This is a genomic window from Ensifer sp. ENS11, from assembly GCF_014851895.1.
Classification (GTDB): Bacteria; Pseudomonadota; Alphaproteobacteria; order Rhizobiales; family Rhizobiaceae; genus Ensifer; species Ensifer canadensis.
On sequence record NZ_JACVAN010000016.1, the window covers coordinates 1 to 25,645 of the forward strand.

The following is a 25,645-nucleotide window of genomic DNA, read 5'->3' on the forward strand; positions in this document are numbered from 1 at the left end:
GGTGGCGCTGTGCAGGCCCAGGCTGCCGGTCATGTTGATCGTTTTTCTCAGGGCATCCCCCGAGAGGCCGCGAAACGCGAACCGGGTATCGATCGTGACAGACCCGGTCAAAGGAACGGATTGCCCGATCAGATTTGCCACTTTGGCGACATCGAGCCCGCTGCTGGATATGCGGCCCTTGAAGGTCGGCTCAACCTCGCGAATATCGGCAGAGATATTTGCCGCGACGCTGCCGGCATCGATGCCGAGATGTTCTATTCTTGCCGAACCCAGCCCGTCCTTAAGCGTTGCCGCCAAGGCAACGTCTGATGCCGAGATATCACCAAGGACAAGATCCCTGATGTTCACGCCGATATCGGCATCGAACCCGGTCAGAAGCTGCAAACCCGTCGAAGCGCCCGACTTCTCCGATTTCGCGTTGGGTTGCGACGAAGCCGAGGTAGTAGCCTCAAGAAATGCGCTCAGGTCCAACCGGTCGGCGTCGATGTCAGCGAGAAACCGCGGGCGATTGCCGGGTATGAAGAGTGCGTCGAGGCCAAGAGCCTCGTCTCCAACGAGCAATTTGCCGCCGCGGATCTGGTAGCTGCCATTGGTGTTGAGGGCGACTTGTCCGGTGGCCTCGAATGCGGAGAGCCCGGGGGCGGGGGCGGGATCCGCCTCGAAGGAAAGGCTCAGGTCAGCTGGCTGTCGTTCAAGCAACGGGCGCACGGAGGAGATCGCGAGCGTCATCTGGTAGCGCCGTTCCTCGATACGGGCGCTCGCCGAAAGGGAAAGTTGATCGTCGATGTCGGGTACTGCGAGTGAAAGGTCGATATCGGTTATGACCTGCTTCGCACCGGCAGTGCTTTGCTGTCTCAAAGTGCCACTGACAACCGAGACCGAGTCGATTGCACTTCGCTCCAGGAAAGTGACAAGCGCGGCAAGCGGATCGCCTGGTTTGGCTCGGCCCAGCTTGCCGCCTTCTGTGGGCGATGCTTTGCCTGTCTTCTCGTGCAATGTGATGATCGGCTGAACCAGCCTGATCTCCTTGATGTGCAAGCGATCCGACCAAAGGGAGGAGAGTGTCACTGAGCCCGCAACCTCTCCGATTTCCGCTGCGACGCCCGCTTCTTCGCTCGAGAGCACGACAGTTTCGGCAACCACCGCCATATGTGGGAATACGGACAGCCTGACGGGGCCTTTCAAGGCAATTGAGCTGCCTGTTGCAGTCGAGAGCTTTCGGCTGAGTTCGGCGCGCATCCAATCGCTCGAAACGAAGCTGGGCAAGACGAGGATCGAGGCGGCAATGAGCGCACCGAACGCGAGAAGGCCAAGGAAGAATCGCATTATATGTCCCCGTCGCGAATACAACTGATTCGTTATCGTTTTCCGGGGTGGAAAAATTTGCAACTGCCGGTGGACTTGTCCGGTACAATGGAGCAAGTGATCTGATTTGTAAGCGATATGGCAGGGAAAGTGGCAGCGCGCCGCACCCCTGGGGCCATGGGTGCGCCTATCGCGTACTTACAGCATAGTGGATCGCCCGCCCTGCGTTATACCTTTTTGCAGAAAGGATATAACGGATATGAGGACCATCGACTTCGCGAGAGCTTTACCGGTCTTCGTGGTCTGACCCGCCGGACGTGATTGCCGCTATGGCAAAGAAATCTACATTTCTTTCGGACCCGGGGAATGGACGAAGGGTGCTGGAACTACACCGTTCGTCTCTACCTCCCGCGACAAAAGGTGATCACTGCGGCCCCGGATGCTTGGTTTACAAGGCGAGCATGATCTCTTCATGAGAGGCGACATGGAATTCTCCTTTGTCGGTGACCCAGCCGCGGAACATGCCGTCGGTATTGTAAGGAGCGGCGACGGTGCCGTCAGCGCCGACGGCGACCAGTCCTGCGCCGATATTGTGCGGCTTCATGTCCTCCATGATGACCTTGGCCGAGGCCGTCCTGACGTCCTCGCCGAGATAGGCCATACGCGCGGCGACCTCGTGGCCTACGACATGGCGGATAAAGAACTCGCCCTTGCCGGTGCCGGAGACGGCGCAGACGCCGTCACGCGCATAGGTGCCGGCGCCGATGACGGGGCTGTCGCCGATCCGCCCGTCGGGCTTGTTGTTGTAGCCGCCAGTCGAGGTGGCGGCGGCCAGGTGGCCATACTGATCAAGCGCGACCGCGCCCACCGTCCCGTGCTTTTCGGACTCGCTGGCGGCAACCTGCGTGCCGGCGGCGACATGCGCTTTCATCGCGGCCAGCGCCTGCTTGCGCCGTTCGGTGGTGAAATAGGCCTGTTCCTCCACCGTCAGTCCCTTGGCCTCGGCAAAGCGATCCGCGGCGGGGCCGGCGAGCAGGATCGTGTCGCCGTGTTCGAGGACGGCACGCGCAGCAAGCACCGGATTGCGGATATGGCGAGAAGCGCAGACCGCACCGGCGGCGAGCGTCGTTCCGTCCATGATCGAGGCATCCAGTTCATGGATGCCGTTTTCGTTCAGCGCCGCACCATGGCCGGCGTTGAAATGCGGACTGTCCTCCATGACGACGACGGCAGCCTGCACCGCGTCGATGGCGCTCCCGCCGCGTTCCAGGATGGCGTAGCCTGCTTTCAGGGCGCGCCCGAGATCGTGCCGGGCCGCGACCCATTCGGCCTCGCTGAGGTCAAGCTTGGCCATCACGCCGCAGCCGCCATGGATGGCAAGGGCGAATTTCGTCATGGAACTCTCCGATCGATACGAGAAAGGGCACCGGTCTTGACCGGTGCCCTAGGGCAGATTGGCGGATTACTGCTTGGGATGGACATCCATGGCCAGCGTATCCTCGTCCGAGCGCGGGTCGTAGGTCACCGTGTCAGCCTTGGCGCCCCAGGCGGACAGATTGGTGGCCAAAGGCAGGTCGGGCCGGTCGGTCGCCACCAGCAGGTTCGCTTCCTCGAGCAGCGCACGGCGCTTGCCTTCGTCCATCTCGACCGCCGCATCCTCGATCAGCTTGTCCATCTGCGGGTTGGAATAGCCGCGTACGTTGAAGGCGCCGAGCGACTTGGCCGCGTCGTTGGTGTGCATCAGCGACGACAGCATATAGTTGGCTTCGCCCGTTAGCGTGCCCCAGGAGGCCATGTAGAGCGAGTATTCGCCGCGCGTCTTGGCGGGGTTGAACACCGCAGCCGGCACGCCCTGTACCTCGACGGTCACATTGATCGCTGCCAGAATCTGGGCGACGGTCGGGCCGAGTTCCGTCGGCATACGGTCGTTGGCGTAGCTGAGCGCGACCTTGAAGCCGTCGGGGTATCCGGCCTCAGCCATCAACTTGAGCGCCTTCTCGACGTCGAAGGCCGGTGCCGCGATCGTCTTGTTGTAGCCGAAGATGTTGGGGCTGACGAGCTGCGTGGAGACGACGCCCATTCCCTCGAGCGCAAATTCCACGATGGTTTCGCGGTCGAGCGCCAAATCGAAGGCTTCCCGCACCTTCGGGTCGAGGAAGGGGTTCTTGTCGAGTTTCTTGCCGGCATTGTCCCATACCTGCGGGGAGTCCTTGCGGAAGTCGAACTCCAGATAAGGAATGTAGATCGATTCCGTCTTGATCACCTGCAGCGCGGAATCGGACTCGATGCTGGCGAGATCGGTCGCCGGCACCTTGGAAATAAGATCGACCTGACCGGCCTTCAGCTGGGCGACGCGGGCCGCGTCATTGGGGATTTCCTTGCGCACCACCTTGTCCCAGGGCTGCGCTCCGTCCCAGTAGCCGTCGAATTTCTCCAGCACCAGGTCCTGCGTCGGCGCCCAGCTGACGAACTTGTAGGGCCCGGTGCCGATGGTCGCTTTGCCCGTGTTGAAGCCCTCGGCCGAGCTGTCCTTGGTCGAGTAATCGGCCGCCGCCTTGTGGGAGACGACGAACAGGCGAATGAAATCGTTGGGCAGCGTGGGCGCGGGGCCGTTGGTCTTCACGCGCACTGTGTAGTCGTCGACGATCTCGACGCTGGCCACGCGCCTCACGTAAATGGTCGAGGGGTTCGGTCCGGTGACGTTGGGGATGCGTTCGATGGAGAACTTCACGTCCTTGGCGGTGAAGTCGGAGCCGTCGTGAAACTTCACGCCCTGGCGCAGCTTGAACTCCCAGGTCGTGTCGTCCAGCGCCTGCCAGCTGGTGGCCAGCGACGGCAGGATCTCCAGGTTGTTGCCGGAGCGCAGGAGCGTGTCGAAGATATGCTTGGTCGCCTCGGCATTCGCCGACGTCGCGGTGAAGTGCGGGTCCATCGAGGCCGGACCGTTCTTCGTCGCGATCACCAGATCCGCGGCAAGCGCGGCGGCGGGTGAGGACAGGATCGTGGCCACCAGGGCCGCGCGTAGGATGGATTTCATTGGCATTTGGTTCCTCTCTCTTTGTATTGGGTGGCGCATTCGCCACCGTCTGGCATCGTCCGAAACGTCTCGCGGATCACAGGCCTTCGTCCGGTTGGTCGCCATCGATCATCTGCGGCCATTGGCCCGATGCCGTGACCAGCTTGGTCAGAATTTCGGAAAGGTTCAGCCGCTCGGCGGGGCTGAGGCACTCCAGCATGCGCCGCTCGTGCTCGATCATCATGCCCTTGGTGGCGTCCACCGCTTCCCGGCCTTTCCCGGTCAGCTCGAGCGTGATGCGACGCTGATCGTCGGGGTCGGTCTGGCGATCGATCATGCCCAGACGTGTCAACTTGTTTGCCGCGCGGCTCAGCGTGTTCTTCGGAAAGCCGGAGGAGCGCACGACATCGGTCAGCGTCGAGCTTCCGCCCAGATGAAGCGACCACAGCACCACGAATTCGGGGCGCAGCAGGCCAAGCTGCTGCTGAATGTAACCATAGACCGGGTTGTTGAAATGAAGGGCCAGATAGTTCAGCCGGAACGAGAACCAGCAGGGATTGTCCCACAGCTTCGCGTGCATGAGGGCGTCGATTTTGGTGCCGGGCGAGGCCAGGGGTTCCTCCCGGCCGGCCCGCCCCTCAAACAGTGCCTGACGCATCCCCTCGTCCATACCGTTATCTCACACAAAATAGATATTGATCTCAAATGGAACCTTATTTGGCGTAAAACCCTTGCGTCAATCGTAATTTTTGATCCATAAAGAACTAAATTCAAGAAACGGCTCCCCGAGAGATGGTGAGGACGGGCGACGTCCCAGAGGTGTGGCCGAGCAGCGAGAAGGACGGATTATGCGTATTCAGGACATGCATTGGAGCCAGGTCGAGGAGCGGGTGAAGCAGGATGATCGCTGCGTCCTGCCGGTCGGCTCCATCGAGCAGCACGCCTATCTCAGTCTCGCCACCGACATGATCCTGGCCGAGCGCGTCTCCGTGGAAGCGGCCGAGCCGCTGGGCGTGCCGGTCTTCCCGTGCCTGCCCTACGGCATGGCCTCGGGTTTTGCCGATTTCCCCGGCACGGTGACCCTGTCGTTGCGCACCTATATCGGCGTGTTCGAGGATATGCTCGACAGCCTCTATCGCTCCGGCTTCCGGCGCATCCTCATCGTCAACGGTCATGGTGGCAACACGCCGATCAATCCGGTGATCAGCGAATGGATGAACCGCAACCGCGACTGCTCGGTCAAGCTGCATGATTGGTGGCGCGCGCCGAAGACCATGGCCAAGGTGTTGGAAATCGATCCCGCCGCTTCGCATGCGAGCTGGATGGAGAATTTCCCCTGGACCCGTCTGGAGGGCGCGCCGATCCCGAATTTCCAGAAGGAGCGGATCGACTTTGCCGCCGCCGCGCGGGTCGATGCCGGCCGCAAGCGCGAGCGTATCGCCGAAGGCAACTACCACGGCGTCTTCCAACGGCCCGACGCGGACATGCTGACGATCTGGCAGGTCGGCGTCGAGGAAACGCGCCACGAGATCGAGCGCGGCTGGCACTGAAACCTCGGGGGCGCTTTGCCCCCTTATGCGCATCGACCCAGAGGCAGACATGGCATCCTTCATTTTTCGCAGATTGGGACAGGCACTCTTCGTACTGCTGGTCATGTCCATGCTTGTCTTCATGGGCGTCTACGTCATCGGCAATCCGGTCGACGTTCTGATCTCGCCCGACGTGACGCAGGAGATGCGCCAGCAGGTCATCGCGCAATACGGGCTCGATCTACCCCTGTGGGAGCAGTATTTCCAATTCCTGCAGCGCTTGTTGACCGGCGATTTGGGGCGATCCTTCGTCTTCAACATGCCGGTCGTCACGCTGATCGCGCAGCGCCTGCCGGCGACGCTGGAGCTGACGCTGATCGCGGTGCTGTTCGCTTCCCTGATAGGCATTCCGCTGGGCGTCTATGCCGGCTACAAGCCCGACAGTCTGCTCGCCAAGGCCATCATGGCGGTGTCGATCCTGGGCTTTTCGGTGCCGACCTTCTGGATCGGATTGATGCTGATCATGGTTTTCGCCGTGCAATTCGGCATCCTTCCAGCCGGCGGTCGCGGGCAGACGGCGGACCTGTTCGGTATCCCTTTTTCCTTTCTTACCCTGGACGGATGGTCGCATCTCATCCTCCCGGCCGTCAATCTGTCGCTGTTCAAGCTGTCGATGATGTGTCGGCTGGCTGCCTCCGGCACGCGCGAGGTGATGCTGACCGATACGATCAAATTCGCACGGGCCGCCGGCATTTCCGAAGTGACCATCCTGCGCCGCCATGTGCTCAAGCTGATCTCTATTCCCCTGGTCACGGTGTTCGGGCTGGAGCTCGGGTCGACGCTGGCCTTCGCGCTCGTCACCGAAACGATCTTCAGCTGGCCCGGACTCGGCAAGCTGGTCGTCGATTCCATCACCTCGCTCGACCGGCCCGTCATGGTCGCGTACCTGATGCTGGTTTCGGCGCTGTTCGTGGTCATCAATCTGTGCGTGGACCTCGCCTATGCGGCGCTCGATCCGCGCCTGCGGCAGGGGAGGCGCTGAGATGTCGATGGAAGCCAGCGCGGTGAGATCCGTCTCGCCGCTCGCCGAGTTCTGGCACATGTTCCGCCGCAACAAGGTCGCGGTCGCCGCTCTTGCGGTGGTTGTCGCCATCATCCTGATGGCGGTCTTCGCGCCGTTCATCGTGCCGCAGGATCCCTATGACCTGAAGGCGCTGGTGCTGCGCGATGCCCGCCGTCCGCCGGGCTATGTCGGGTCGACCGGCATCCTGCATTTGCTGGGCACGGACAGCCAGGGGCGCGACCTGCTTTCGGGCATCGTCTACGGCCTGCGCATTTCCCTGCAGATGGGGCTGGTGGCCGGCGCCATCGCCTTCTCGATCGGTGCCGTGGTGGGGTGCTTTGCCGCCTATGTCGGTGGACGCACGGAATCCGTCATCATGCGCATCGTCGACATCCAGCTTTCCTTCCCGGCGATCCTGCTGGCCTTCGTCGTGGCCGCGATCCTCGGCCAGGGCAAGTCGCAGCTGATCCTCGCCCTGGTCTTCGCCCAGTATGCCTACTTCGTGCGAACCGCCCATGGCGCGGCGGCCGCCGAGCGCCAGAAGGACTATGTCCAGGCGGCCCTTTCCGTGCCGATGAGCGGCTGGTTTGTCATCACCCGCCACATTCTGCCGAACTCTCTGCCGCCGCTCATCGTGGTCGCCACCGTGCAGATCGCCTCCGCCATTTCCCTGGAAGCAACGCTCTCGTTCCTGGGCGTCGGCCTGCCGCCGACGGAACCGTCCCTCGGCATGCTGATCGCCAACGGCTTCCAGTATCTCATGTCGGGACGCTACTGGATCGCGATCTATCCGGGCGTCGCACTGATCGTCCTCATCATGGCGATCAACCTGGTCGGCGATCAGATCCGGGACCAGCTCAATCCGAGGCTGCGCAAATGAGTGATCTTCTGGATGTCCGCAATCTGCAGACTTATTTCGAGACCGACAAGGGCACCGTCAAGTCGGTGGACGACATCTCCTTCACGCTGAAGCGCGGCGAAGTCATGGGGCTGGTCGGCGAAAGCGGCTCGGGCAAGTCCATCACCGGTTTCTCGCTGATCGGCCTGCTGGATGAGACCGGTCGCATCCAGTCGGGCAGTTCCATCCGCTTCAATGGGCGCGAGCTGGTCGGCCTGCGTGAAAGGGAGCTGCGCAAGATAAGGGGCAAGGACATCTCCATGGTGTTCCAGGACCCAATGATGACGCTGAACCCGGTGGTCAGGATCATCGACCAGATAGGCATGGCGCTTCGGGCGCACGAGCAGGTGTCGGAGGCCGAAATACGCCGCCGCGCGGTCGAGGCGCTGGCGAGGGTCAAGATCGTCGATCCGGAAAGCAAGGTGGACCAGTATCCGCACGAGTTCTCCGGTGGCATGCGCCAGCGTGTCGCCATCGCCATCGCTCTTCTCCATCGCCCGCAGCTTGTGATCGCCGACGAGCCGACCACCGCGCTTGATGTCTCGGTGCAGGCCGAGATCTTGCGCATGGTGAAAGGGCTGGTCGCCGAGATCGGAATATCCCTGATCTGGGTGAGCCACGATCTGGCCACCGTCTCCTCTATCGCCGACACGATAGCGGTCATGCGGCGCGGCAAGATCGTCGAGCAGGGATCTGCGCGGCAGGTCCTGCACAGTCCGCGGCATCCCTATACGCAAGGGTTGCTGGACGCGCTGCCGTCGCGTTCGAAGCGCGGCGAGCCGTTGGCGTCCGCTGCGACGGAAGCAGCCGGCCCGATGGATCTGAGCGGGCTTGGCGGCGCTGCCATCGGCGCCGCAGCCGATACGGCGTTCTTGAGGGCGGAGGCGGTCGGAAAGATCTTCGCCCCGCGCATGGGCTTCCTGCGCGCACTCGCCATGCGCTGGGGGCTGGCGCGGGAGCTCCGTCCGGTCCATGCGGTGATATCCGCCGACCTCACCATCGCCCGCGGCGAGATCCTCGGCCTGGTCGGGGAATCCGGTTCCGGAAAATCGACGCTTGGACGCATATTGTGCGGCATCTATCCGCCGACATCAGGCACAATCAGCATCGGTGGCAAGCCGGTGCGCTCGGCGACGGGTAAGCTCGGCACCCACGTGCAGATGATCTTCCAGGATCCTTTCGCCTCGCTCGATCCCCGTCGTACGATCTTCCAGTCCATGGCCGAGGGGCCGATCGCGCACGGTTTCTGCACGCGCGCGAGTGCTCGCGACTACGTCAACAGGTGGCTGCGCGCCGTCGCCTTCGATCCGGCGCTGGCGGATCGCTATCCGCACCAGTTCTCGGGTGGCCAGCGCCAGCGCATCGCAATCGCGCGGGCGCTCGCCATGCAGCCCGAGGTCATTATCTGCGACGAACCTGTCGCCTCCCTCGATGTGTCGATCCAGGCGCAGGTCATCAATCTTTTGATGGAGCTGCGCCGTAAACTCAACATCACACTGCTGTTCATCAGCCACGACCTGTCGGTCGTCCATCACCTGTGCGACCGCGTCGTGGTGATGCGCCACGGCGAGATCGTCGAACATGGGACTGCGACGCAAGTCTTCACGGCGCCCCGACATTCCTACACGCAGATGCTTCTCGACGCCGTCCCGATGCTGGAGGCCCAACCCCAATAGCACTCGCTGTACGGAACTCGTAATGCCTTGGAGAACCTAACCGAAGTGCATCATGCCTGTTTTGAAGGGTAGGGGTCACAAGCAGACGACACCCTCGTCGAACGCGCAGGGTATGAGTGGGTGAGGGCGGGATCGCTGTGGCTCGCTGCGAATTGGAGGCAAGCTTTTCAGTGGGTTGACCACCAACTCCGTGGCAACCGAGCCTAAGAAGCCGGGCTTTGGCGGGTCACCAGCGCATCGGTCTTGCCGATTGAGCGCGCGATCAGGTGGGCGGCGGCAGGTTTGACTTCGGCCGGTTTCTGGCGATGCCGCCCCCCCTGTTCGGACGGGCGGATCGTGACGAGGATCCGCCGTCTTTCGGCGCGCTTGCCTTGTGGTGCCAGCGGTCTGGCTCGGCCATCATTTTTCCTCCTGCCTTGCTGCGTTGCCTCGCCATCGAAAACGGGCAACTCAAACTTTGGACAACCCATCGTCTATCGATTGACTGTCCGATCGTCCTATCGATCACCATTCTGGTGAGGTAACACCTTGGGGTTATATTCGGCCGCCACCCGCTCCGTCATGCTTCCGTCATAAAAAGACGACGGGCGGACCCGCGTGGAATAGCTAAGTCATCTGCACCGCGCGGTTTCCAAGAAGATCAACAACAACTCTTCGCGGAGGCGGAACATGAACAACACTGTAAAACTTGACCGTACGCTCGGGCTCTGGTCCGTCGTACTCTTCGGCCTGGCCTATATGACGCCGATGATTGTATTCGGCACCTTCGGCGCGCTGGCAACGGCAAGCCAGGGTACGACGGCGATGGCCTATCTCGTGGCCGCCGGAGCAATCCTTCTGACAGCCATCAGCTACGGTGTCATGGCGCGCGTCTATCCGGTTGCCGGGTCGGCCTATACCTATGCCCGAAGATCGATCAACCCGAGCGTCGGCTTTCTCGTCGGCTGGGCGGTCCTGCTCGATTATTTCTTCCTGCCGATGGTGATATGGCTGATTGGCGCTGCCTATCTGACGTCCGCCTTCCCGGCCATACCGGCCTGGGCCTGGATCATCGGCTTCATCGCCGTGACCACGGTCGTCAACGTCGTCGGCATCGCGTTTGCCAACCGCATCAACTTCATCCTGATGCTGGTGCAGCTTGCCGTGCTCGCAGCCTTCGTCTTCCTGGCAGCGCGCTATGTCGTTGCCCTGAACGGTCCCGGTGGACTTGCCTCCATCACGCCTTTCTTTAAGGCGGACGTGCCGTTCTCGGCCTCCGTCGCCGGTGCTGCCATTGCCGCTTACTCGTTCCTCGGTTTTGACGCGGTATCCACACTCACCGAAGAAACCAGGGACGCCAAGCGCACGATGCCGAAGGCGATCCTGATCACGGCACTCGCCGGCGGTCTGATCTTCATTGCCTCGGCCTATGTCACACAGCTTGCCCATCCGGGTTTCGAATTTGTTGCCACCGATGCCGCAGCCTCCGAAATCGCAAAGACGATCGGCGGAGATCTGTTCGTCACGATCTTCCTCGCAACGCTTGTCGTCGCGCAGTTCACCTCCGGTCTCGCAGCCCAGGCCAGCGTCGGTCGCCTGCTCTACGCGATGGGGCGCGACAAGGTGCTGCCGTCATCCTTCTTCGGCAGCCTGCATCCGAAATGGCATACGCCGATGCTCAACCTTGCGCTCGTTGGCATTGTCGGCCTGCTGGCGTTGACCATGGACGTGACGACATCCACTTCCTTCATCAACTTCGGCGCATTCCTGGCTTTCACGGCCGTCAATATCTCAGTGATCGCGCTCTATCTGAAGGAAAATGCAGAGGTTAGACCACTCGGCGCTCTGATCGGTCTTGTCATTCCATCGGTCGCGGCTATCTGCGATCTCTTCCTGCTCTGGAACCTCGACAACAATGCCAAGGTTCTCGGTCTCGTCTGGCTGGTGATCGGCGTTGTTTATCTTGCCTATCTAACACGCATCTTCCAGACGGCTCCGCCGGAAATGGATTTTGCGGAATAGGCTATTCGCTCGGAAGGGGCTCGGCCTGCGGCCGAGCCTCATGTCAGAAACAGACGAAACAACTCCGCTTGGCTCGAAATGTTCAGCTTTGCGTAAACCTGCCGGCGGTGCACCTTGACCGTATTCGGAGACAAGGAGAGGACTGCGGCAAGCGAGAGGTTGGAATGTCCCTTCAGGATCAGCGTGACGATCTCAAGCTCGCGTTTGGTGAGCAACGGATGCTCGATTTTCGAAGTTGGCGACGCGGTCTTGGTATCGAGAGAAAGGCTTGGGGCGTGAAACCAGTGCCGTTTACCCAACGCACAAATGACCGGCGCGGCGGATCTCAGCCGCTTCAGATCGTCCTTGGAAAACACGGGCGCGATGCCAGTTCTCGACAGAGAAAGAACGCCGACAAAGTTGTCTTCGAATTTCATCGTGAAACCGATCTCATCGACGATCTGCGTTGTCGCATAGTGCAACCGGAAATACTCGGTCTGCGTGAAATCATCAGGCGCCAGATCGCGCATCACGATCATGCGCTCGCTGCTGTCGGCACGGGCGGCATCGTAGAACGGGTCGAGCACGAAAGCCCCGGCCAAATAGCGGTCGACGATAATCGAACGCTTGGCGACGATCTTTTCGTTGTAGAGGTCGAAAGCGTGGCCATCCGGAGAATAGAGAAAGCCGTTCATCATTTGAAATGGCGACAGAAGACGAAGAGCCGCGGCCAAGGCATCTGGAAATCCGACCGAGCCGATCGCACTTGCCGCCGCACCGAGACTGGCATTCCAGACGTCAAACGACGGCGTCTCGGTGTTCGATACGGCAGCGGAACTCATCGAAAATACGGACCTTTCCCCGGCAATCCTGAAAACTGACATGGCATCGCCCCCGGCAGCAAGCACGCTTTGCCAGCGAAATGCAATAAGCTCGAAAGAACGGAATCCGCCCTCATGAACAAGCCCCAGAACGTCTCTTCAGCGTGCCATCCGCTGGACCTGCCAGCCACGGAAATTGCAGATGGCATTCGCTCGGGTCAGTTCACCGCTGAGACGATCGTGACCGAATCCGTCCACCGGGCAAAAACCGTCAATGCGACATTCAATGCGTTCACCGTGATCCGTGATGAGGAAGCGCTCGTTTCAGCGCGCAACGCGGACCGGGCAATCGCCGAAGGCAAGATCGGCGGTTCGCTTCTGGGCGTGCCTTTCGCGGCGAAGGATCTGACTCCGACGAAGGGAGATCTGACCACGCTCGGTTCCTGGACTTCGGGCGATTGGGTGCCGGAAGAAACCGCGCTGTGCATCCGCCGGCTTGAGGAGGCCGGCGCCATTCTGATCGGCAAGACGACGACACCGGAATTCGCCTATGCAAGCTTCACGAACAGCCCGCGATGGGGCGCGACCCGCAATCCGTGGGATATGGAGAAGACTCCTGGCGGCTCTTCTGGCGGCTCGGCCGTTGCCGTCGCGACGGGCGTCGTCCCCTTTGCCGAGGGCACCGACATGGGAGGCTCCGTGCGCATTCCTGCCGCTTTCTGTGGTGTGGTCGGGCTGAAGCCAAGCCTTGGACGCATCCCGATGACGATCCTGCCAAGCGTCTTTGACAACATTTCGCATTTCGGGCCATTGGCTCGGACCATCGGTGATGCCATCGCCTTCATGGAGACGGCGAGCGGCCCGAGCGACGAAGACATCATGTCGCTACCCTTGAGTTTTTCCGCAGAGACCGCGCGCAAGGGAAGTCTAGAGGGCAAACGTTTCGCCTTCTCCATGGATCTCGGATATTACCATGTCCAGCCGGAAGTCGACGTTGTCATGCGCGAGACGATCGAGAAAATTCGCAGCCTGGGTGCCACCGTCGATGAAGTACCGATGCATTGGACCCGGGCCGTTAACGACCAATGGTTCGACATCTGGTGCGTGTTCATGTCTTCCTTTTTTGGTGACCGGCTGACACAGCATGAACACCACATGGATCCCGCCGTCGTCTCGATGATCAAGCGCGGGCTGGTTGCCAATGCGACGGACTACAAGCGAGCAGAACTGCTCCGCACCTCGATGTGGCGGGACATGGCAAAGATTTTCGAAACCTACGATGCGCTGCTGTGCCCGACCTGTGCGATCACCGCACCACCCCTGACCGAGTGCGATGACGACTACGTCACGACATTTACGGATGGTCGCTTTGCCGGCCTGGACATGACCTGTCCCTTCAACCTGCTGCCCCAGCTTCCTGCACTGTCCCTGCCTGCCGGAATCGCGTCTAACGGTTTACCGGTTGGGCTTCAGATCATCGGCCGGCGTTTTGCCGACGAGCAGGTCCTGTCCTTTGGTGCCGCAATCGAGGGTAGCTCGTGATGCATTGCGGGGATTGACGTCGCGCAGTTTGGCACCAAGTTTGTGCCGCACGTATTCTCGTGTTTTTTCGGACAACCGGTGAAAACTTTTGAGAGTGTGCTACCACACGCTCAATACGGGTGCGAGGAGCTCTCAGCTTCTTGACGAGCGCTCCAGCGCTCAAGTGGCGAGGGATGAGTGCATGTACACCTCCAAGCAATCACTGCATCTGGTTCATTCCGGAAAGAGATGGCACCGGATCCCCGTCGCAGTCCTCATGGCATTGAGTTTCGGCGCGCTGGTGTTTGTATCCGTGGGCGGAGTTTTGGCGTTGTCGGTGGGCGCTAACATTCGCAATACCTTTGATCTGCTTGGCGCTCAGTCCACTCTCCTGGTCGATGCTATGGAGGACCTACTACGCGCCGAAATGGGAGGCCCCGAGAATGCTGTGGACGGCGTGTCACGGCTCTATTCTTACGGCGATTTCCAGATCGACGAGGCGACGATGTCGGCCACGCTTGCAGGCGCCCTCTCGGCCACGCCCGGCGTAAACGCGATGCTGGTGTGCACCACCGACCTGATCTGCAGAGGTGCGGCGCGCGGCGCGCACGGTGATCAGACCGGCGGGATCCGGCATGTTCCGGCGGAGCCTGAGAAATCTCCCGAAGTCCGAGCTTTCCTTGAAAATCGGCGGTTGATCACGGGGCGCCAGTGGGGTGCGTTCGTAGCCAACGAGTATGGTCTATTCGCCAACGTCTCAGCGCCACTCAAACGCGATGGTGTGACGCGGGGTTGGGTGATCGCCGCGGTGGAATTACAGAAGCTGTCGGAAATCACCCGAGAATTGTCGTCTCGCTTCGGTACGCATGCCTTCATCCTGGAAGGCGACGGAACCGTCCTGGCGGACCCCCGCTTAGCCGATCCGACCTCGGGCATGCTGCCGCTGACGCCGCTTGTCGCATTCGGCGACCCGGTTCTTGCGCGGTACGGTGAGCGGAGGACGGAGACGGAATTCAGCGCGAAGCGCGGTCGCGATATCGAGGTCGCCGAGATCAGGATCGACGGTCAAGCCGGATCCGCCTCACCGTCGGGAACGGACACCTATATCGCTATCACACGCAAGATCACTGGCTACGGTGAGCGGCCGTGGACGATCGGAGCGTATTTCGAGGCCGGGCAGATAGGCGACGAGATTGAACGCGTCATGGGATCGGCTCTTGTGGGACTTGGCGCGATGGTTGCGGCGGTGGTCGTAGCTGTCCTGCTGGGTCGGCGTTTGTCACGTCCCATTCAGGAGATCGCGGGCCAAGCCTCGCGCGTTGCCAATTTCGAACTTGACGAAATAATGCCGTTGCCGCGCAGCAGGGTGCTGGAGTTGGACGAGCAGGCATCTGCCTTCAATGCGATGCTCGTCGGCCTTCGTGCGTTTTCCACCTACGTTCCCCGTTCTCTGGTTGCCAAACTGGTGCGCACCGGACAGCCTGGGATCGCCGAACCTCGCGAAGCAGTCGTCACAGTGATGTTCACCGACATTGCCGGCTTCACAACGCTGTCGGAGCAGATGGATGCTGCCTCCGCGGGGAAGCTCCTCAACCATCATTTTGGCATTCTATGCCGCGCGGTTGACGCGAACGGTGGTGCAGTCGACAAGTTTCTGGGCGACGGAATGCTGGCATTCTTCGGCGCCCCGGACCATCTGGAGGATCACGCCGTTGCGGCCGTCCGCGCAGCCGCAACCATCCGTGAAGAACTGGAGAGTGACAACAGGAAAGGAGCAGCGGAAGGTCGACCACCTCTTCGGGTGCGCATCGGCATCCACACCGGCCCTGTCATTGTCGGCAATATCGGAGCGTCCGACCGGGTCAACTACACAATCGTGGGCGATACTGTGAACATTAGCCAGCGGCTCCTGGAGCTGGGCAAGCTGTCGACGCCGGATGCAGCGACGTGCATTACCATTTCCAGAGCGACTGCCTCAAGGCTCGACGGAAACTTCACAACAATCCCGATGGGTGAGCATCTACTGCGCGGGCGCGGCGAGGCAACAGAGGTCCTCCAGCTTGGCGAGGTTACAGTGCTGGCGCCCGCCCACCTTGACCCGGCATGCATGTAACGCTTTTCCGCGAACTAGCGGAGAGCCGGTCAGTTTGCGGTCATTCGGACGCTCTCAGGAGCGTCGGTGGAGAAGCTGGGAGGCTCGACAGATAGCGGTGCATTGGGGCAGCACACGACGCCGCGCCCGGCTTCGTTTACTCCGACTAGGGCGGGCGTGTTGTCATCTGCGAAGCACCTACAATGCCACGACGCGATTGCCGGGATTGGGGCCGTCCTTCAGGCGTGTCAGCGTGTTGGGCAGATCGTCGAAATTGGCGATTTCGATGATCTGGGGATCGAAGCTGCCGCAGGCAATCTTCTTCGCTATTTCGGTGCCGGAGGCAACGAGGCGCCCCCATTGGCGATCGCAGGCGTGAGCGTGCATCGCATTGAGGCCCACCTCGTGCAGCGAGAGGGTCGTCGAGAACGCGGGAAGCGGGGCGGTTTCCTGTCGGTCCTGGATGCAGACCAGATGGCCGTTCGCCGTCAGGAGCGGCGCTAGGCTCGCCGCATGGCCGCCGCTGACCATGTCGAAGACCGCGTGCAGCGGCTGATGCATCGCGCGCCGTGCCCAGTCTTCCTTCCAGCCGTCCTTGCGATAGTCGGTGACGGTTGCGGCGCCGATGCGATGCAGGCGCTCCGTCTGCGAGGCCGAACCGACTGCATGGATGACCCAGCCCCGTTCGCGCGCAAGCTGAAGCAAGGCGCCGCCGACCGCACCGGAGGCGCCAGTGACGAGAACATGGGCGCCCGGCCAGAGCGCGACCTTGTCCACGGCCTGCTGCGCCGTCAGGCCCGGGCAGGGGAGTGCCGCGGCGGCGGCGAAGGGCAGGGCATCCGGCAGAGGAATGGCGACCCGCGCCGGGATCACCGTGTATTCGGCGAAGGAGCCCGGTTTCAGGAGGTCATTATGATAGGCGATACGCGCGCCCAAGGCGATGTGGGCAACGCCTTCACCAAGGGCTTCCACTTCGCCGGCGCCATCGACGCCTGGAATATGCGGCCATTCCCACGCGTCATGACCCCAGAGTATGAACTTCCAGTCGACCGGATTGAGGCCGATCGCGCGGTTGCGGATCAGAAGCTCACCGCGGCCCGGTTCCGGTTTAGGCCGGTCGCGCAGTTGTAGGACATCCGGATTACCCGTCGTTTCGTGAATCCAGGCTTTCATGCCATACCTCCTCAGCAGATCGAATAGCCGCCATCGATGGGGATCATGGTGCCGGTCACGTAGCCTGCGTCCTTCGACAGAAGGAATCGGACGACGGACGCCACTTCGGCGGGCTTTGCCCAGCGTCCCATGGGAATGCGAGCGTTGATGCGCTCGGCCCGTTCGGCATCGGTACGGGCCTTTTCCGAAATCCTTGTTTCCACCCAACCCGGTGCGACGGAATTGACGCGCACCCCGCGCTTGGCCCAGGCGACAGCCTGGGAACGGGTGACGGCCGCGACCGCCGCCTTACTGGCCGTATAGGCCGGCGCGCCGGGCGAACCGAAGATGGCCCACATGGAAGCAACGTTGACGACGGCGCCGCCGGCCCGTTCGAGCCGGTCGACAAGGGCGTTGGCAAGCGCGAAGCCGGCGGTCAGGTTGACGCGCATCACCTGTTCGAAGGCCTCGGTCTCCCATTCCTGCTGGTGCCGCAGCATGCCCGCACAGTTGACGAGTGCCGAAACCGGCCGGCCTTCCGGCAAGGCGGCGACACTTGCCGCCGTCTCGGTGATGTCGACCGTGTGGAAGGCGATTTGAGCGGGCAGGTCGGCATCGCGATCGAGACCCAGCGCGATCACCTCATAGCCGCTTCCTGTCAGCAGTTCTGCGACGGCCCGGCCTATCCCGGTGCCGCCTCCGGTCACGACGGCAAGGGGCATGCCCCGATCCTTGTTCGGCATTTCGTCTTCCTCTTCAGTTGGCAACGGCTGGGGCCCTAGTGGTCTCCGCCTCGATGGCGAGCATGGCGTCCACCAGATCGTCGACGGTCAGCGTTCTTGGAAAATTGAGCATGTGCGGCACGGCGATCGATGCTTGCGCCACGTTGATCAGGTGCGACCGGTCGATCTTGGCGGTCGTCAGGTCTGAAAGGCAAAGCGGAAGCCCTGCATGGCGGTAGAGCTCGAGGAGCACGGCGGGCATTGCCTCTCGCAGGAGCCGGTGGTGCACGACAAGCCCGTAAGCGACCTGCAGACCGTGCGGCCGGGCAGCGACGCCCGGTATGAGCGGCAAGCCGCGCGTCAGCGCATGGGGCACGGAAAGGCCACCGCTTTCGAAACCGAGGCCCGCCATCAGGATCATGGCTTCGACGGCGGCCTCGAAGGATTCGGTCGTCTCTCCGGACCCGGCAGCGTCATAGGCTGCCCGTCCGTGAGCGATCAGCGTGTCGTAGCATGCCGCGGCGATCGTGCCGGCAAGCAGCGTCGGGCGCGACCGGAACATGGTGACGCCCTTGCCCGCGGCGCAGGCGAGCGCTTCGGCCTTCTTGGAGAGCGCGTCGCCGAGCCCCGCGGCGAACATTGACTTGGGCGCGCTGGCAAGAAGCGCGGTATCGACGACCACGAAGTCCGGGTTGCGGGAGAGATGCCGGACCTCGAGAAGCATCTCATGGTCGTCGTAAAGCACATAGTTCTTGCTTGTCGGCGCATCGTTCGAAGCGACCGTGGGAATGGTGATCAGCCGTAAGGACCGCGTATCGGCCAACGCCTTGCCTGCGTCGATCGCCCGTCCGCCGCCTGCCGCCATGACGATCGACGGCGTTTCCTCGCCGAGCGTTGCGGAAAGCTCGCTGCCGGTCTGTGGTCCAAGCCGGCCCTTGAAAGGAAGCACGGTGAGGGACAAGCCGTTCCGTTCGCAGGAACTGCGGATCGTCTGCTCGACAAGTGGCAGGATATGAACATCGGCCACCAGCACGACGCTCCGGCCGACCTGGCGTGCGAAGTCTCCGATGCGGTGAAGGATTCCACGCCCCTGTATATAGCGCCCAGGGGCTCCGAAGACCCTGAGTTCGGCGTCGAAAATAGTCAAAGGGGAGTTCATGCGGATGCCTCTATGGATATTTCATATATCATATATTATGTTGTCGAGCGCGCAAGCGCCTTCTTTGTAATTTTAAGGATCCATCCATGATTACCGGGCATACCCGTTTCGTTCCTCTGCTCGCCCATCCCTGCCGTCATGTGCGCACACCGCCACTGTTCAACGCCGAATGTGAACGCCAGGGCGAGGACATCATCATGGTGGCCCTCGACGTCGAGCCGGACAGGCTATCGGCCACCGTCGAGAGCTTCAGGGCGATCGAAAACGTCGCCGGTATGGTGATCACCATTCCGCACAAGGGCGCGGTGGCCGCCCTCTGTGACCGTCTTATCGGCGCAGCCGAACTTGTCGGTGCCTGCAACGTTGTTCGCCGCGAAAAAGACGGCAGCCTCACCGGCGGCATGTTCGACGGTGAAGGTTTCGTTGCCGGCCTTCTGCACAGGGGACATGACCCTGCCGGCCGGCGCGTGCTGCTCGTGGGCGCCGGCGGCGCGGCAAGCGGCGTCGCGCATGCGCTGCTGAGAGCGGGCGTGGCCAACCTGACGATCGCGAACCGCTCGCCTGAAAAGGCCGAGGCACTGGCGGGCCAGTTGCGCGGCTTCTTCAGCGCTGCCCAGGTGGACGTCGGCATGCCCGATCCGCGCGGGTTCGATATCGTCGTCAATGGCACCGCGCTTGGCATGCATGCGGGCGATGCGCTGCCCGTCGATGTCGACCGCCTCGATGCCGGGACGGTCGTTGCCGAGGTGGTGATGCAGCCGGACGTGACGCCGCTTCTCGCAGAGGCAAAGGCGCGGGGATGTGTCGTTCACAAGGGGATCCACATGATCGAGCAGCAGGTGCGTCTGCTGGTGGACTTTCTGAAATGAAAAAAAGGTCCGCATCGCGCGTTGCGATGCGGACCAGTTTGCCGGGCGGGAGGCTCACACGCGGCGTCTGGTCCGGGCGCCGATGCCCTGCATCAGCACGGCGAGAATGATGATGACGCCCTTGATGATTTGCTGCGGATAGGCCGGAACGCTCATCAGGTTCATGATGTTGCCGATCAGGCCGAGAATCAGCACGCCGATCATCGTGTTGGTTACTGTGCCCCTGCCGCCCGACAGCAGCGCGCCGCCAATGACGCAGGCCGCGATCGCATCGAGCTCAAGGCCAATGCCAGTGACTGGTGTGCCGACCGCAGTGCGGGCAGTCACGAAGATGCCGGCGAGCGCCGACAGCGCGCCGCAGAGTGTGAAGGCGAGGAACTTGTAACGCCATACGGGAAGGCCGGCGAGGCGGACGGCGTCCTCGTTACTGCCGGTGGCGACGGTCAGCCGCCCCCAGTTCGTGCGGCGCAGCAGAAAGACGAAGAGCGCGATGACGACGGCGACGGCGAGGACCGGCCAGGGCAGACCGATGCCGGGCAGGCCCTTGCTGCCGAAGCCGGTCAGGATCTGCGCGGTCGGCAGGTCGCGCGGAAAGCGCACCGGCTGGCCGTTCGACAGCATATAGGCAAGGCCGCGGCCCATGGTCATCATGGCGAGCGTCGCGACGAAGGAGGCCATGCCGAAGCCTGCCACAAGGGCACCGTTGATGGCGCCGAGCAGTCCGCCGAGGAGCACGGCACTGACAACGCAGACGAGCAGGGCCGTGACGCCATCGAAGGGCAGGGCCGGCATCGCCATGGCGACGCCCATGCCGCCGATCGCCGCGACGGAGCCGACCGAAAGGTCGATGCCGCCCGTGAGGATGACGAGCAGCATGCCTATCGAGACGAGCGCGAGCGGGGCCAACTGCCTGAGCAGGTTGAAAAGATTCTGCAGCGTCAGGAAGTGTTCCGACAGCAGGGTGGAGATGACCACCAGTGCGATCAGCATGATGTAGATGTTGTAGGTGACGAGGATGGAAACGAGGCTTGGAGCCTTCGGATTAGTGGACATGCTTGCGCCCCATTGCCAGTTCGATGATACCTTCCTCGGTGAGCTGCGGTCCGGAGAGTTCGCCGGCGAGGCGACCGGCGCGCATGACGATCACCCGATCGCACATGCCGATCAGCTCGAGCATTTCGGAGGAGACCATGATGATGGCGGCGCCGTTGGCCGCCAGGTCGTTGATGACGCGATAGATTTCGACCTTCGCGCCCACGTCGACACCACGTGTCGGCTCGTCGAGAAGCAGGATCTCGCAGCCCGACACGAGCCATTTCATAATCGCGACCTTCTGCTGGTTGCCGCCTGAAAGCGTCCCGGCCTCCGCGTCGATGCTCGCGGCCTTCAGGTTCAGACGGGAGCGCAGGGCTTCCGTCGCGGCGCGCTCGCGCGCATCGCAAATAAGGCCGAGTAGGCCGAGGTGCGGATTGACTGGCGTCAGCATGGCATTGTTGAGGATCGGCATATGAAGCAGGCACCCCTGCTGCTTGCGGTCCTCGGGCACGAGGCCGATGCCTGCGCGCACCGCTTCGCCGGGCGAGCGGATGGTGCGCGGCTGCCCATCGATGCGGATTTCGCCGTGGGCGATCGGATCCGCGCCGAAGATCGCGCGCAGCAATTCGGTTCGGCCTGCGCCCACGAGGCCGCCGATCCCCAGCACCTCGCCGCGCCGTACGTTGAAACTGATGTCAGAAACGAGTGCTCCAGCTGCAAGTCGGTTGACTTCGAGCGCTACCGCGCCGGGGGTGGCGTGCCGTTTGGGAAAGAAGTCCTTCAGTTCGCGGCCGATCATCAGGTTGACCAGCGCCGTGTGATCGAGTGCTGCGGTGTCCCAGGTTCCAACCGTGGCGCCATCCTTCAGGACGGTTACCCGGTCGCAAAGGCTGAAGATTTCGTCGAGGCGGTGCGAGATATAAATGATGCAGACGCCCTGATCGCGCAGTCGCCGCACAAGATCGAAGAGCTTTTCCGCCTCATGGGTGGTGAGCACTGCCGTCGGCTCGTCGAGCACGAGGATCGAGCAGTCGCGCGACAGCGCCTTGCAGATTTCCACCACCTGCTGGCGTGCGATGGTGAGCCCGCCGGCGATCTCGCCGGGGTGGATGTCGTCGAAACCCATTCGGGCAAGAAGTTTTTCGGCGCGCGCATCCATCGCCTTCCGGTCGACGAGCAGGCCGTGCCCGAGCGTCTCGATCAGGATGTTTTCGGCAACCGTGAGGTCGCGGGCGAGCGAGAATTCCTGATAAATGATCGACACGCCGTTGCGGATCGCATCCTGCGGGTTCGTGATGCTGACGGTTTCGCCACCGATGCGGATCTCGCCGCCGTCATGGGTATAGGCGCCGGCGAGGATCTTCATCAGGGTCGATTTGCCGGCGCCGTTTTCACCCATGAGGGCGTGTACTTCGCCTGCGCGTGCCGAAAATTCAGCACCGCTGAGCGCAGCGATGCCGCCGAATTCCTTGGAAATCTGCCGCATGTCTAGGCGGTTCATTTCTGCCTCCCTCCAAATGCGGCGGGCCGCGCAAGGCCCGCCGCTCCTCATTTCGTGGTGGCGATCAGCTCTTGATGTCGCCGATCGTCTTGAAGGCTGGGACCGTGTAGCGGAAGAACGGGTTCGCCGTGTCTGGATCGATGAACTCGTCGGCGTTCTCTTTCGTCACGATCTGCGAGGGATAGTAGGAGCCGAGCGGCAGGTTGTTGGCATCAAAGCCCTTGTCGAAGATTTGATTTATCAGAGTGACGACGCCTTCGCCGGTGTGCGAGCCGGAGCAAAGGCCGGTCACCAGCATGTCGCCGGACTTGACAAGATCGAGCGCGGTGCGGAAGCCGTCTGCCGCATTCGCGACCTGGATCTTGCCCTTGAGCCCCTGGTTTTCCAGCGCGCGCAGCGCGCCCATGCCCATGAAGTCGTTCTCGGCAAGGATGATGTCGAGCTTGGAGGAATGCGCCGTCAGGATATCCTCAGCCGCATCGAGGCCGCCTTCCTCCGTCCAGAAGCCGACGCCCATCGAGACGACACTGAACTTCATTTCCGGATAGTCGAAGGCGCCGCCGGTCTTCAGCTCCTGGAACTTGTTGAAGCCGGCGAGCATGGCGTCTTCCTTGGAAAGGTTGAGGCCGAGCTGCTGCGCGCGTTCGTAGATGATGCCGGTGATCATACCGTTGACGCGGCTCTCCGAGGTGGAGTTGCCGACGGTGCCGAGGATCGCGGCGGCCGTGATCGGCTTGTCGGCGCCGTAGTGGTGCGCAACAAAACGCCCCGCCTCGAAGCCGTTGCCGTAGGGATTGAAGAGGACGGTCGTGACGATGGGGCTGTCGTCCGGCACGGTGCCGAGCGTTATCACCGGAATGCCGGCATCCACCGCGCGCTGCGCGTCGGCCGCGGCCGCTGCAAGGTCGGTCGGATCGAGCACAATGACGTCTACCTTTTTCGCGATGAAGGCATCAATCTGTGCCGACGTCTTGGCCGGGTCGCCGTCGGCGACCTGGACGTCGAGCTCATAACCGTATTCGGCCGCCTTGGCCTTCGCCGTGTCGATGACGCTGACGAACCAGGGATTGCCAAGCGTGATTTCGGTCCAGCCGATGACGAGTTTCTTGCTCGCATCACGCTGACCTGTCGGCAGCGCCTTGGCGACACTCGAACGGTCGGCCAATTCAGGATCTATGACGCCCGAAAGCGCGGAATTCGGCAGCAGCTTGTAGATTTCATGTCTTTCGGCGGCGCTTGCTGAACTGGTCATGATGGCCAGTGCGGCGGTGCACAGCATGAGCGATGCGGATTTCAGGAACGTCATGGTCTCTCTCCCTCTGTTGAAGTTCGGTCTTCCGCCCCGGATGCCCGGAGCGGGATAGCGCGCCCTCCCGGCGCGGGTCTTCGAGCCGTCAGCGGATGATTTCGCGGACGACGGATTCGATACCGGCCTGGTCGAGTCGGTAATGGGCGTAGAGGTGTGTCGGCGGGGCGATCAGGGCGTATTCGTCGCGGATACCGTGGCGAACGAGCCGTGCGGGGCTGCCTTCCTCCGCCAACACTTCGGCGACGGCGGCGCCGAGGCCGCCGAGGATGTTGTGTTCCTCAATCGTCAGGATGACCTTGGAGCGCGCGGCGGCGGCGAGGATCGCATCACGGTCGATCGGCTTAACCGTCGCCATATCGATGACACCGATGCTGCGACCTTCGGCAGCGAGCTTCTTTGCGACCTGCACCGACGGATGCACCGGCAGCCCGCAGGCGATGATCGTCACTTCTTCTCCCTGCGCATGCTCGATCGCCTTGCCGAAAATGAAATCGGCCTTCGGATCGTAGAGGTCCGGTTCGCGCCCGCGGCCGGTGCGGAAATAGATCGGCTGGTCGTGGTCGACCGAGGCGCGGATCGCCGCTTCAAGCTGCGGTCCATCCGAGGGCGAAACGATCGTCAGGTCGGCGATCGAGCGCATGGTGCCGATGTCTTCCGTCGCGTGGTGAGAGGTGCCATAAAAACCCATGGAAATGCCGGTATGATGGCCGATCAGGCGTACCGGCAGAGCGCAATAGGCGACGTCCATGCGGATCTGCTCGCAGGTCAAAAGACCGAGAAACGAGGCGAAGGTCGCGACATAGGGCATCATGCCCGTGGTAGCGAGCCCGGCGGCGGCCGACACCATGTTTTGTTCGGAAATGCCGAAGCTGACATACCGGTCCGGATAGCGGGCGGCGAAGCGGTTGAGGCCGTTCGAGTATTGCAGGTCGGCGGAGCCGGCGACGATCGGATGGCCGGCTTCGGCCAGTGTGATCAGCCCGTTCGACAGGTGGTCGAGGCCGGGGTTTTTCATGTTCAGTTCCCGGTAGTGCCAGGAATTCGGTGAATTTGGCCGCAGATTGGCTTGGGTCATCTCAGATCACCTTGGAAAGAATTTCTTGACGCGCGGCCTCCGCGTCGGAGGGGTCGAGATAGCCGAGATGCCAGCCGGGCTCGGTTTCCATGTAGGAGACGCCCTTGCCTTTCAGCGTGCGGGCGATGATGCAGCAGGGTTTTTCACGCGAGGCGTCAGCCTTGACCCGGCGCAAAAGCGCCGTCAGCTCGGCGATGTCATGGCCATCAACGACGTGCACCTCCCAGCCGAAGGCCCGCCATTTCTCGTCGAGCGGTTCGATGCCCATGACGTCGTCCACCGCGCCGTCGAGCTGGTAGCCGTTGCGGTCGATGATCGCCACGAGGCGATTGAGCTTGTGGTGAGCGGCGCCGATAGCGGCCTCCCAGACCTGGCCTTCCTGCATTTCGCCGTCGCCGAGCATGACGAATGTAGTGAAGGCGCGGCCCTGCATGCGTCCGCCGAGCGCCATGCCGAGGCCGTTCGACAATGCGTGACCGATTGAGCCGGACGAAAAATCGACGCCGGGAACCTTGCGCATGTCGGGATGGTCGCCGAGCGGGTTGCCGAGCCGGGTATAGCCGTTCAGCACCTCCGTCGGGATGTAGCCGTGTTCGGCAAGGATCGGGAACAGGCCGACGGCGGCATGGCCCTTGCCCATCAGGAAGCGGTCACGATCGGGCCATTTCGGGTCCGCCGAAAGCGACATCACGTCATAGTAGAGCGCGGCAAAGATCTCGGCGGCAGAAAAGACCGAGGTGTAGTGGCCCACTTTCGCGATCTCGATGAGCCGGATGGTTTCAAGCCGCACGAACTGCGCGCGGTCCCGAAGCCTCGCGATCTCGGCGTCCGTGGGTCGTAAATCGTTTCTGACTGGCTGTGTCACGCGTTCTCCTCCCGTCGTGTGCCGATCGACCGGCAACAAGTGCTTGCGATGAGGCGA

General features: G+C 62.2%; 21 protein-coding genes and 1 pseudogene. 8 read left to right on the forward strand and 14 right to left on the reverse strand.

The features are described from left to right. From IB264_RS24570 to IB264_RS24585, 4 genes and pseudogenes are all read right to left on the reverse strand, one after another. Positions 1 to 1,326: pseudogene (locus IB264_RS24570) on the reverse strand (membrane assembly protein AsmA); the annotation flags it as partial. 427 nt (positions 1,327 to 1,753) lie between these two features. Further along, a complete protein-coding gene (locus IB264_RS24575; RefSeq protein ID WP_057208562.1) occupies positions 1,754 to 2,701 on the reverse strand; it encodes an isoaspartyl peptidase/L-asparaginase family protein in 948 nt (315 codons plus the stop codon). Between the two features lie 66 nt (positions 2,702 to 2,767). After that, positions 2,768 to 4,342, reverse strand: a complete 1,575-nt coding sequence (locus tag IB264_RS24580) for an ABC transporter substrate-binding protein (protein ID WP_246811818.1) — start codon at positions 4,340 to 4,342, stop codon at positions 2,768 to 2,770. A 76-nt stretch (positions 4,343 to 4,418) separates the two neighbouring features. Next, positions 4,419 to 4,991 (reverse strand): MarR family winged helix-turn-helix transcriptional regulator, encoded by a 573-nt coding sequence (locus IB264_RS24585; RefSeq protein WP_210335667.1) that lies wholly within the window; start codon positions 4,989 to 4,991, stop codon positions 4,419 to 4,421. Between the two features lie 178 nt (positions 4,992 to 5,169). Here IB264_RS24585 and IB264_RS24590 point away from each other — a divergent pair, with 178 nt between their 5' ends. Genes IB264_RS24590 through IB264_RS24605 form a run of 4 tightly spaced genes read left to right on the forward strand, consistent with a single transcriptional unit; the run spans position 5,170 to position 9,487 of the window. Beyond that, the gene (locus tag IB264_RS24590) at positions 5,170 to 5,871 is read left to right on the forward strand and encodes a creatininase family protein (RefSeq protein WP_192434241.1); all 702 of its coding nucleotides are present in this window, start codon (positions 5,170 to 5,172) and stop codon (positions 5,869 to 5,871) included. Positions 5,872 to 5,920: 49 nt separating this feature from the next. Then, positions 5,921 to 6,892: an ABC transporter permease gene (locus IB264_RS24595; RefSeq protein WP_192434242.1), complete on the forward strand. Its 972-nt coding sequence runs from the start codon at positions 5,921 to 5,923 to the stop codon at positions 6,890 to 6,892. A gap of 1 nt (position 6,893) precedes the next feature. Further along, entirely contained in the window at positions 6,894 to 7,793 is a 900-nt protein-coding gene (locus IB264_RS24600; protein WP_057208557.1) for an ABC transporter permease, read from the forward strand. Further along, positions 7,790 to 9,487 (forward strand): ABC transporter ATP-binding protein, encoded by a 1,698-nt coding sequence (locus IB264_RS24605; protein ID WP_192434243.1) that lies wholly within the window; start codon positions 7,790 to 7,792, stop codon positions 9,485 to 9,487. Before IB264_RS24600 ends, IB264_RS24605 begins: the two co-directional genes overlap by 4 nt. A 203-nt stretch (positions 9,488 to 9,690) precedes the next feature. Here IB264_RS24605 and IB264_RS24610 read toward each other — a convergent pair whose 3' ends face one another. Then, a complete protein-coding gene (locus tag IB264_RS24610; RefSeq protein ID WP_192434403.1) occupies positions 9,691 to 9,936 on the reverse strand; it encodes a hypothetical protein in 246 nt (81 codons plus the stop codon). Between the two features lie 220 nt (positions 9,937 to 10,156). Between IB264_RS24610 and IB264_RS24615 the strand changes: the two genes are divergently transcribed. Next, positions 10,157 to 11,488, forward strand: a complete 1,332-nt coding sequence (locus IB264_RS24615) for an APC family permease (protein WP_192434245.1) — start codon at positions 10,157 to 10,159, stop codon at positions 11,486 to 11,488. 38 nt (positions 11,489 to 11,526) lie between these two features. Here IB264_RS24615 and IB264_RS24620 read toward each other — a convergent pair whose 3' ends face one another. Beyond that, positions 11,527 to 12,351, reverse strand: coding sequence for a LuxR C-terminal-related transcriptional regulator (locus IB264_RS24620; protein ID WP_192434247.1), 825 nt, complete (start codon positions 12,349 to 12,351; stop codon positions 11,527 to 11,529). Positions 12,352 to 12,423: 72 nt separating this feature from the next. Here IB264_RS24620 and IB264_RS24625 point away from each other — a divergent pair, with 72 nt between their 5' ends. Beyond that, positions 12,424 to 13,830, forward strand: a complete 1,407-nt coding sequence (locus tag IB264_RS24625; protein ID WP_192434250.1) for an amidase — start codon at positions 12,424 to 12,426, stop codon at positions 13,828 to 13,830. 181 nt (positions 13,831 to 14,011) lie between these two features. Then, entirely contained in the window at positions 14,012 to 15,922 is a 1,911-nt protein-coding gene (locus IB264_RS24630; RefSeq protein WP_246811819.1) for an adenylate/guanylate cyclase domain-containing protein, read from the forward strand. Between the two features lie 177 nt (positions 15,923 to 16,099). Here IB264_RS24630 and IB264_RS24635 read toward each other — a convergent pair whose 3' ends face one another. Genes IB264_RS24635 through IB264_RS24645 form a run of 3 tightly spaced genes read right to left on the reverse strand, consistent with a single transcriptional unit; the run spans position 16,100 to position 18,934 of the window. Next, positions 16,100 to 17,074: an alcohol dehydrogenase catalytic domain-containing protein gene (locus tag IB264_RS24635; RefSeq protein WP_192434252.1), complete on the reverse strand. Its 975-nt coding sequence runs from the start codon at positions 17,072 to 17,074 to the stop codon at positions 16,100 to 16,102. Between the two features lie 11 nt (positions 17,075 to 17,085). Beyond that, positions 17,086 to 17,796 (reverse strand): SDR family NAD(P)-dependent oxidoreductase, encoded by a 711-nt coding sequence (locus tag IB264_RS24640; protein ID WP_192434254.1) that lies wholly within the window; start codon positions 17,794 to 17,796, stop codon positions 17,086 to 17,088. A 13-nt stretch (positions 17,797 to 17,809) separates the two neighbouring features. Next, positions 17,810 to 18,934, reverse strand: a complete 1,125-nt coding sequence (locus tag IB264_RS24645; RefSeq protein WP_192434256.1) for a glycerol dehydrogenase — start codon at positions 18,932 to 18,934, stop codon at positions 17,810 to 17,812. An 86-nt stretch (positions 18,935 to 19,020) separates the two neighbouring features. On the opposite strand from IB264_RS24645, the gene IB264_RS24650 reads away from it, so the two are divergent. Next, entirely contained in the window at positions 19,021 to 19,803 is a 783-nt protein-coding gene (locus IB264_RS24650) for a shikimate dehydrogenase (protein WP_192434257.1), read from the forward strand. A gap of 54 nt (positions 19,804 to 19,857) precedes the next feature. On the opposite strand, the gene IB264_RS24655 is transcribed toward IB264_RS24650, so the two are convergent. The 5 genes from IB264_RS24655 to IB264_RS24675 all read right to left on the reverse strand — a co-directional run bounded on the left by IB264_RS24655 (position 19,858) and on the right by IB264_RS24675 (position 25,588). Beyond that, a complete protein-coding gene (locus tag IB264_RS24655) occupies positions 19,858 to 20,856 on the reverse strand; it encodes an ABC transporter permease (protein WP_192434259.1) in 999 nt (332 codons plus the stop codon). Further along, the gene (locus IB264_RS24660; protein ID WP_192434261.1) at positions 20,846 to 22,339 is read right to left on the reverse strand and encodes a sugar ABC transporter ATP-binding protein; all 1,494 of its coding nucleotides are present in this window, start codon (positions 22,337 to 22,339) and stop codon (positions 20,846 to 20,848) included. The genes IB264_RS24655 and IB264_RS24660 overlap by 11 nt, the downstream gene beginning before the upstream one ends. A gap of 64 nt (positions 22,340 to 22,403) precedes the next feature. Beyond that, positions 22,404 to 23,645, reverse strand: a complete 1,242-nt coding sequence (locus IB264_RS24665) for a sugar ABC transporter substrate-binding protein (RefSeq protein ID WP_192434263.1) — start codon at positions 23,643 to 23,645, stop codon at positions 22,404 to 22,406. An 88-nt stretch (positions 23,646 to 23,733) separates the two neighbouring features. Beyond that, positions 23,734 to 24,723 carry a transketolase family protein gene (locus tag IB264_RS24670; protein WP_025431208.1) on the reverse strand — a complete coding sequence of 330 codons (990 nt, stop codon included), beginning with the start codon at positions 24,721 to 24,723 and terminating at the stop codon, positions 23,734 to 23,736. Between the two features lies 1 nt (position 24,724). After that, entirely contained in the window at positions 24,725 to 25,588 is an 864-nt protein-coding gene (locus IB264_RS24675) for a transketolase (protein ID WP_025431207.1), read from the reverse strand. Between the last annotated feature and the right edge of the window lie 57 nt (positions 25,589 to 25,645).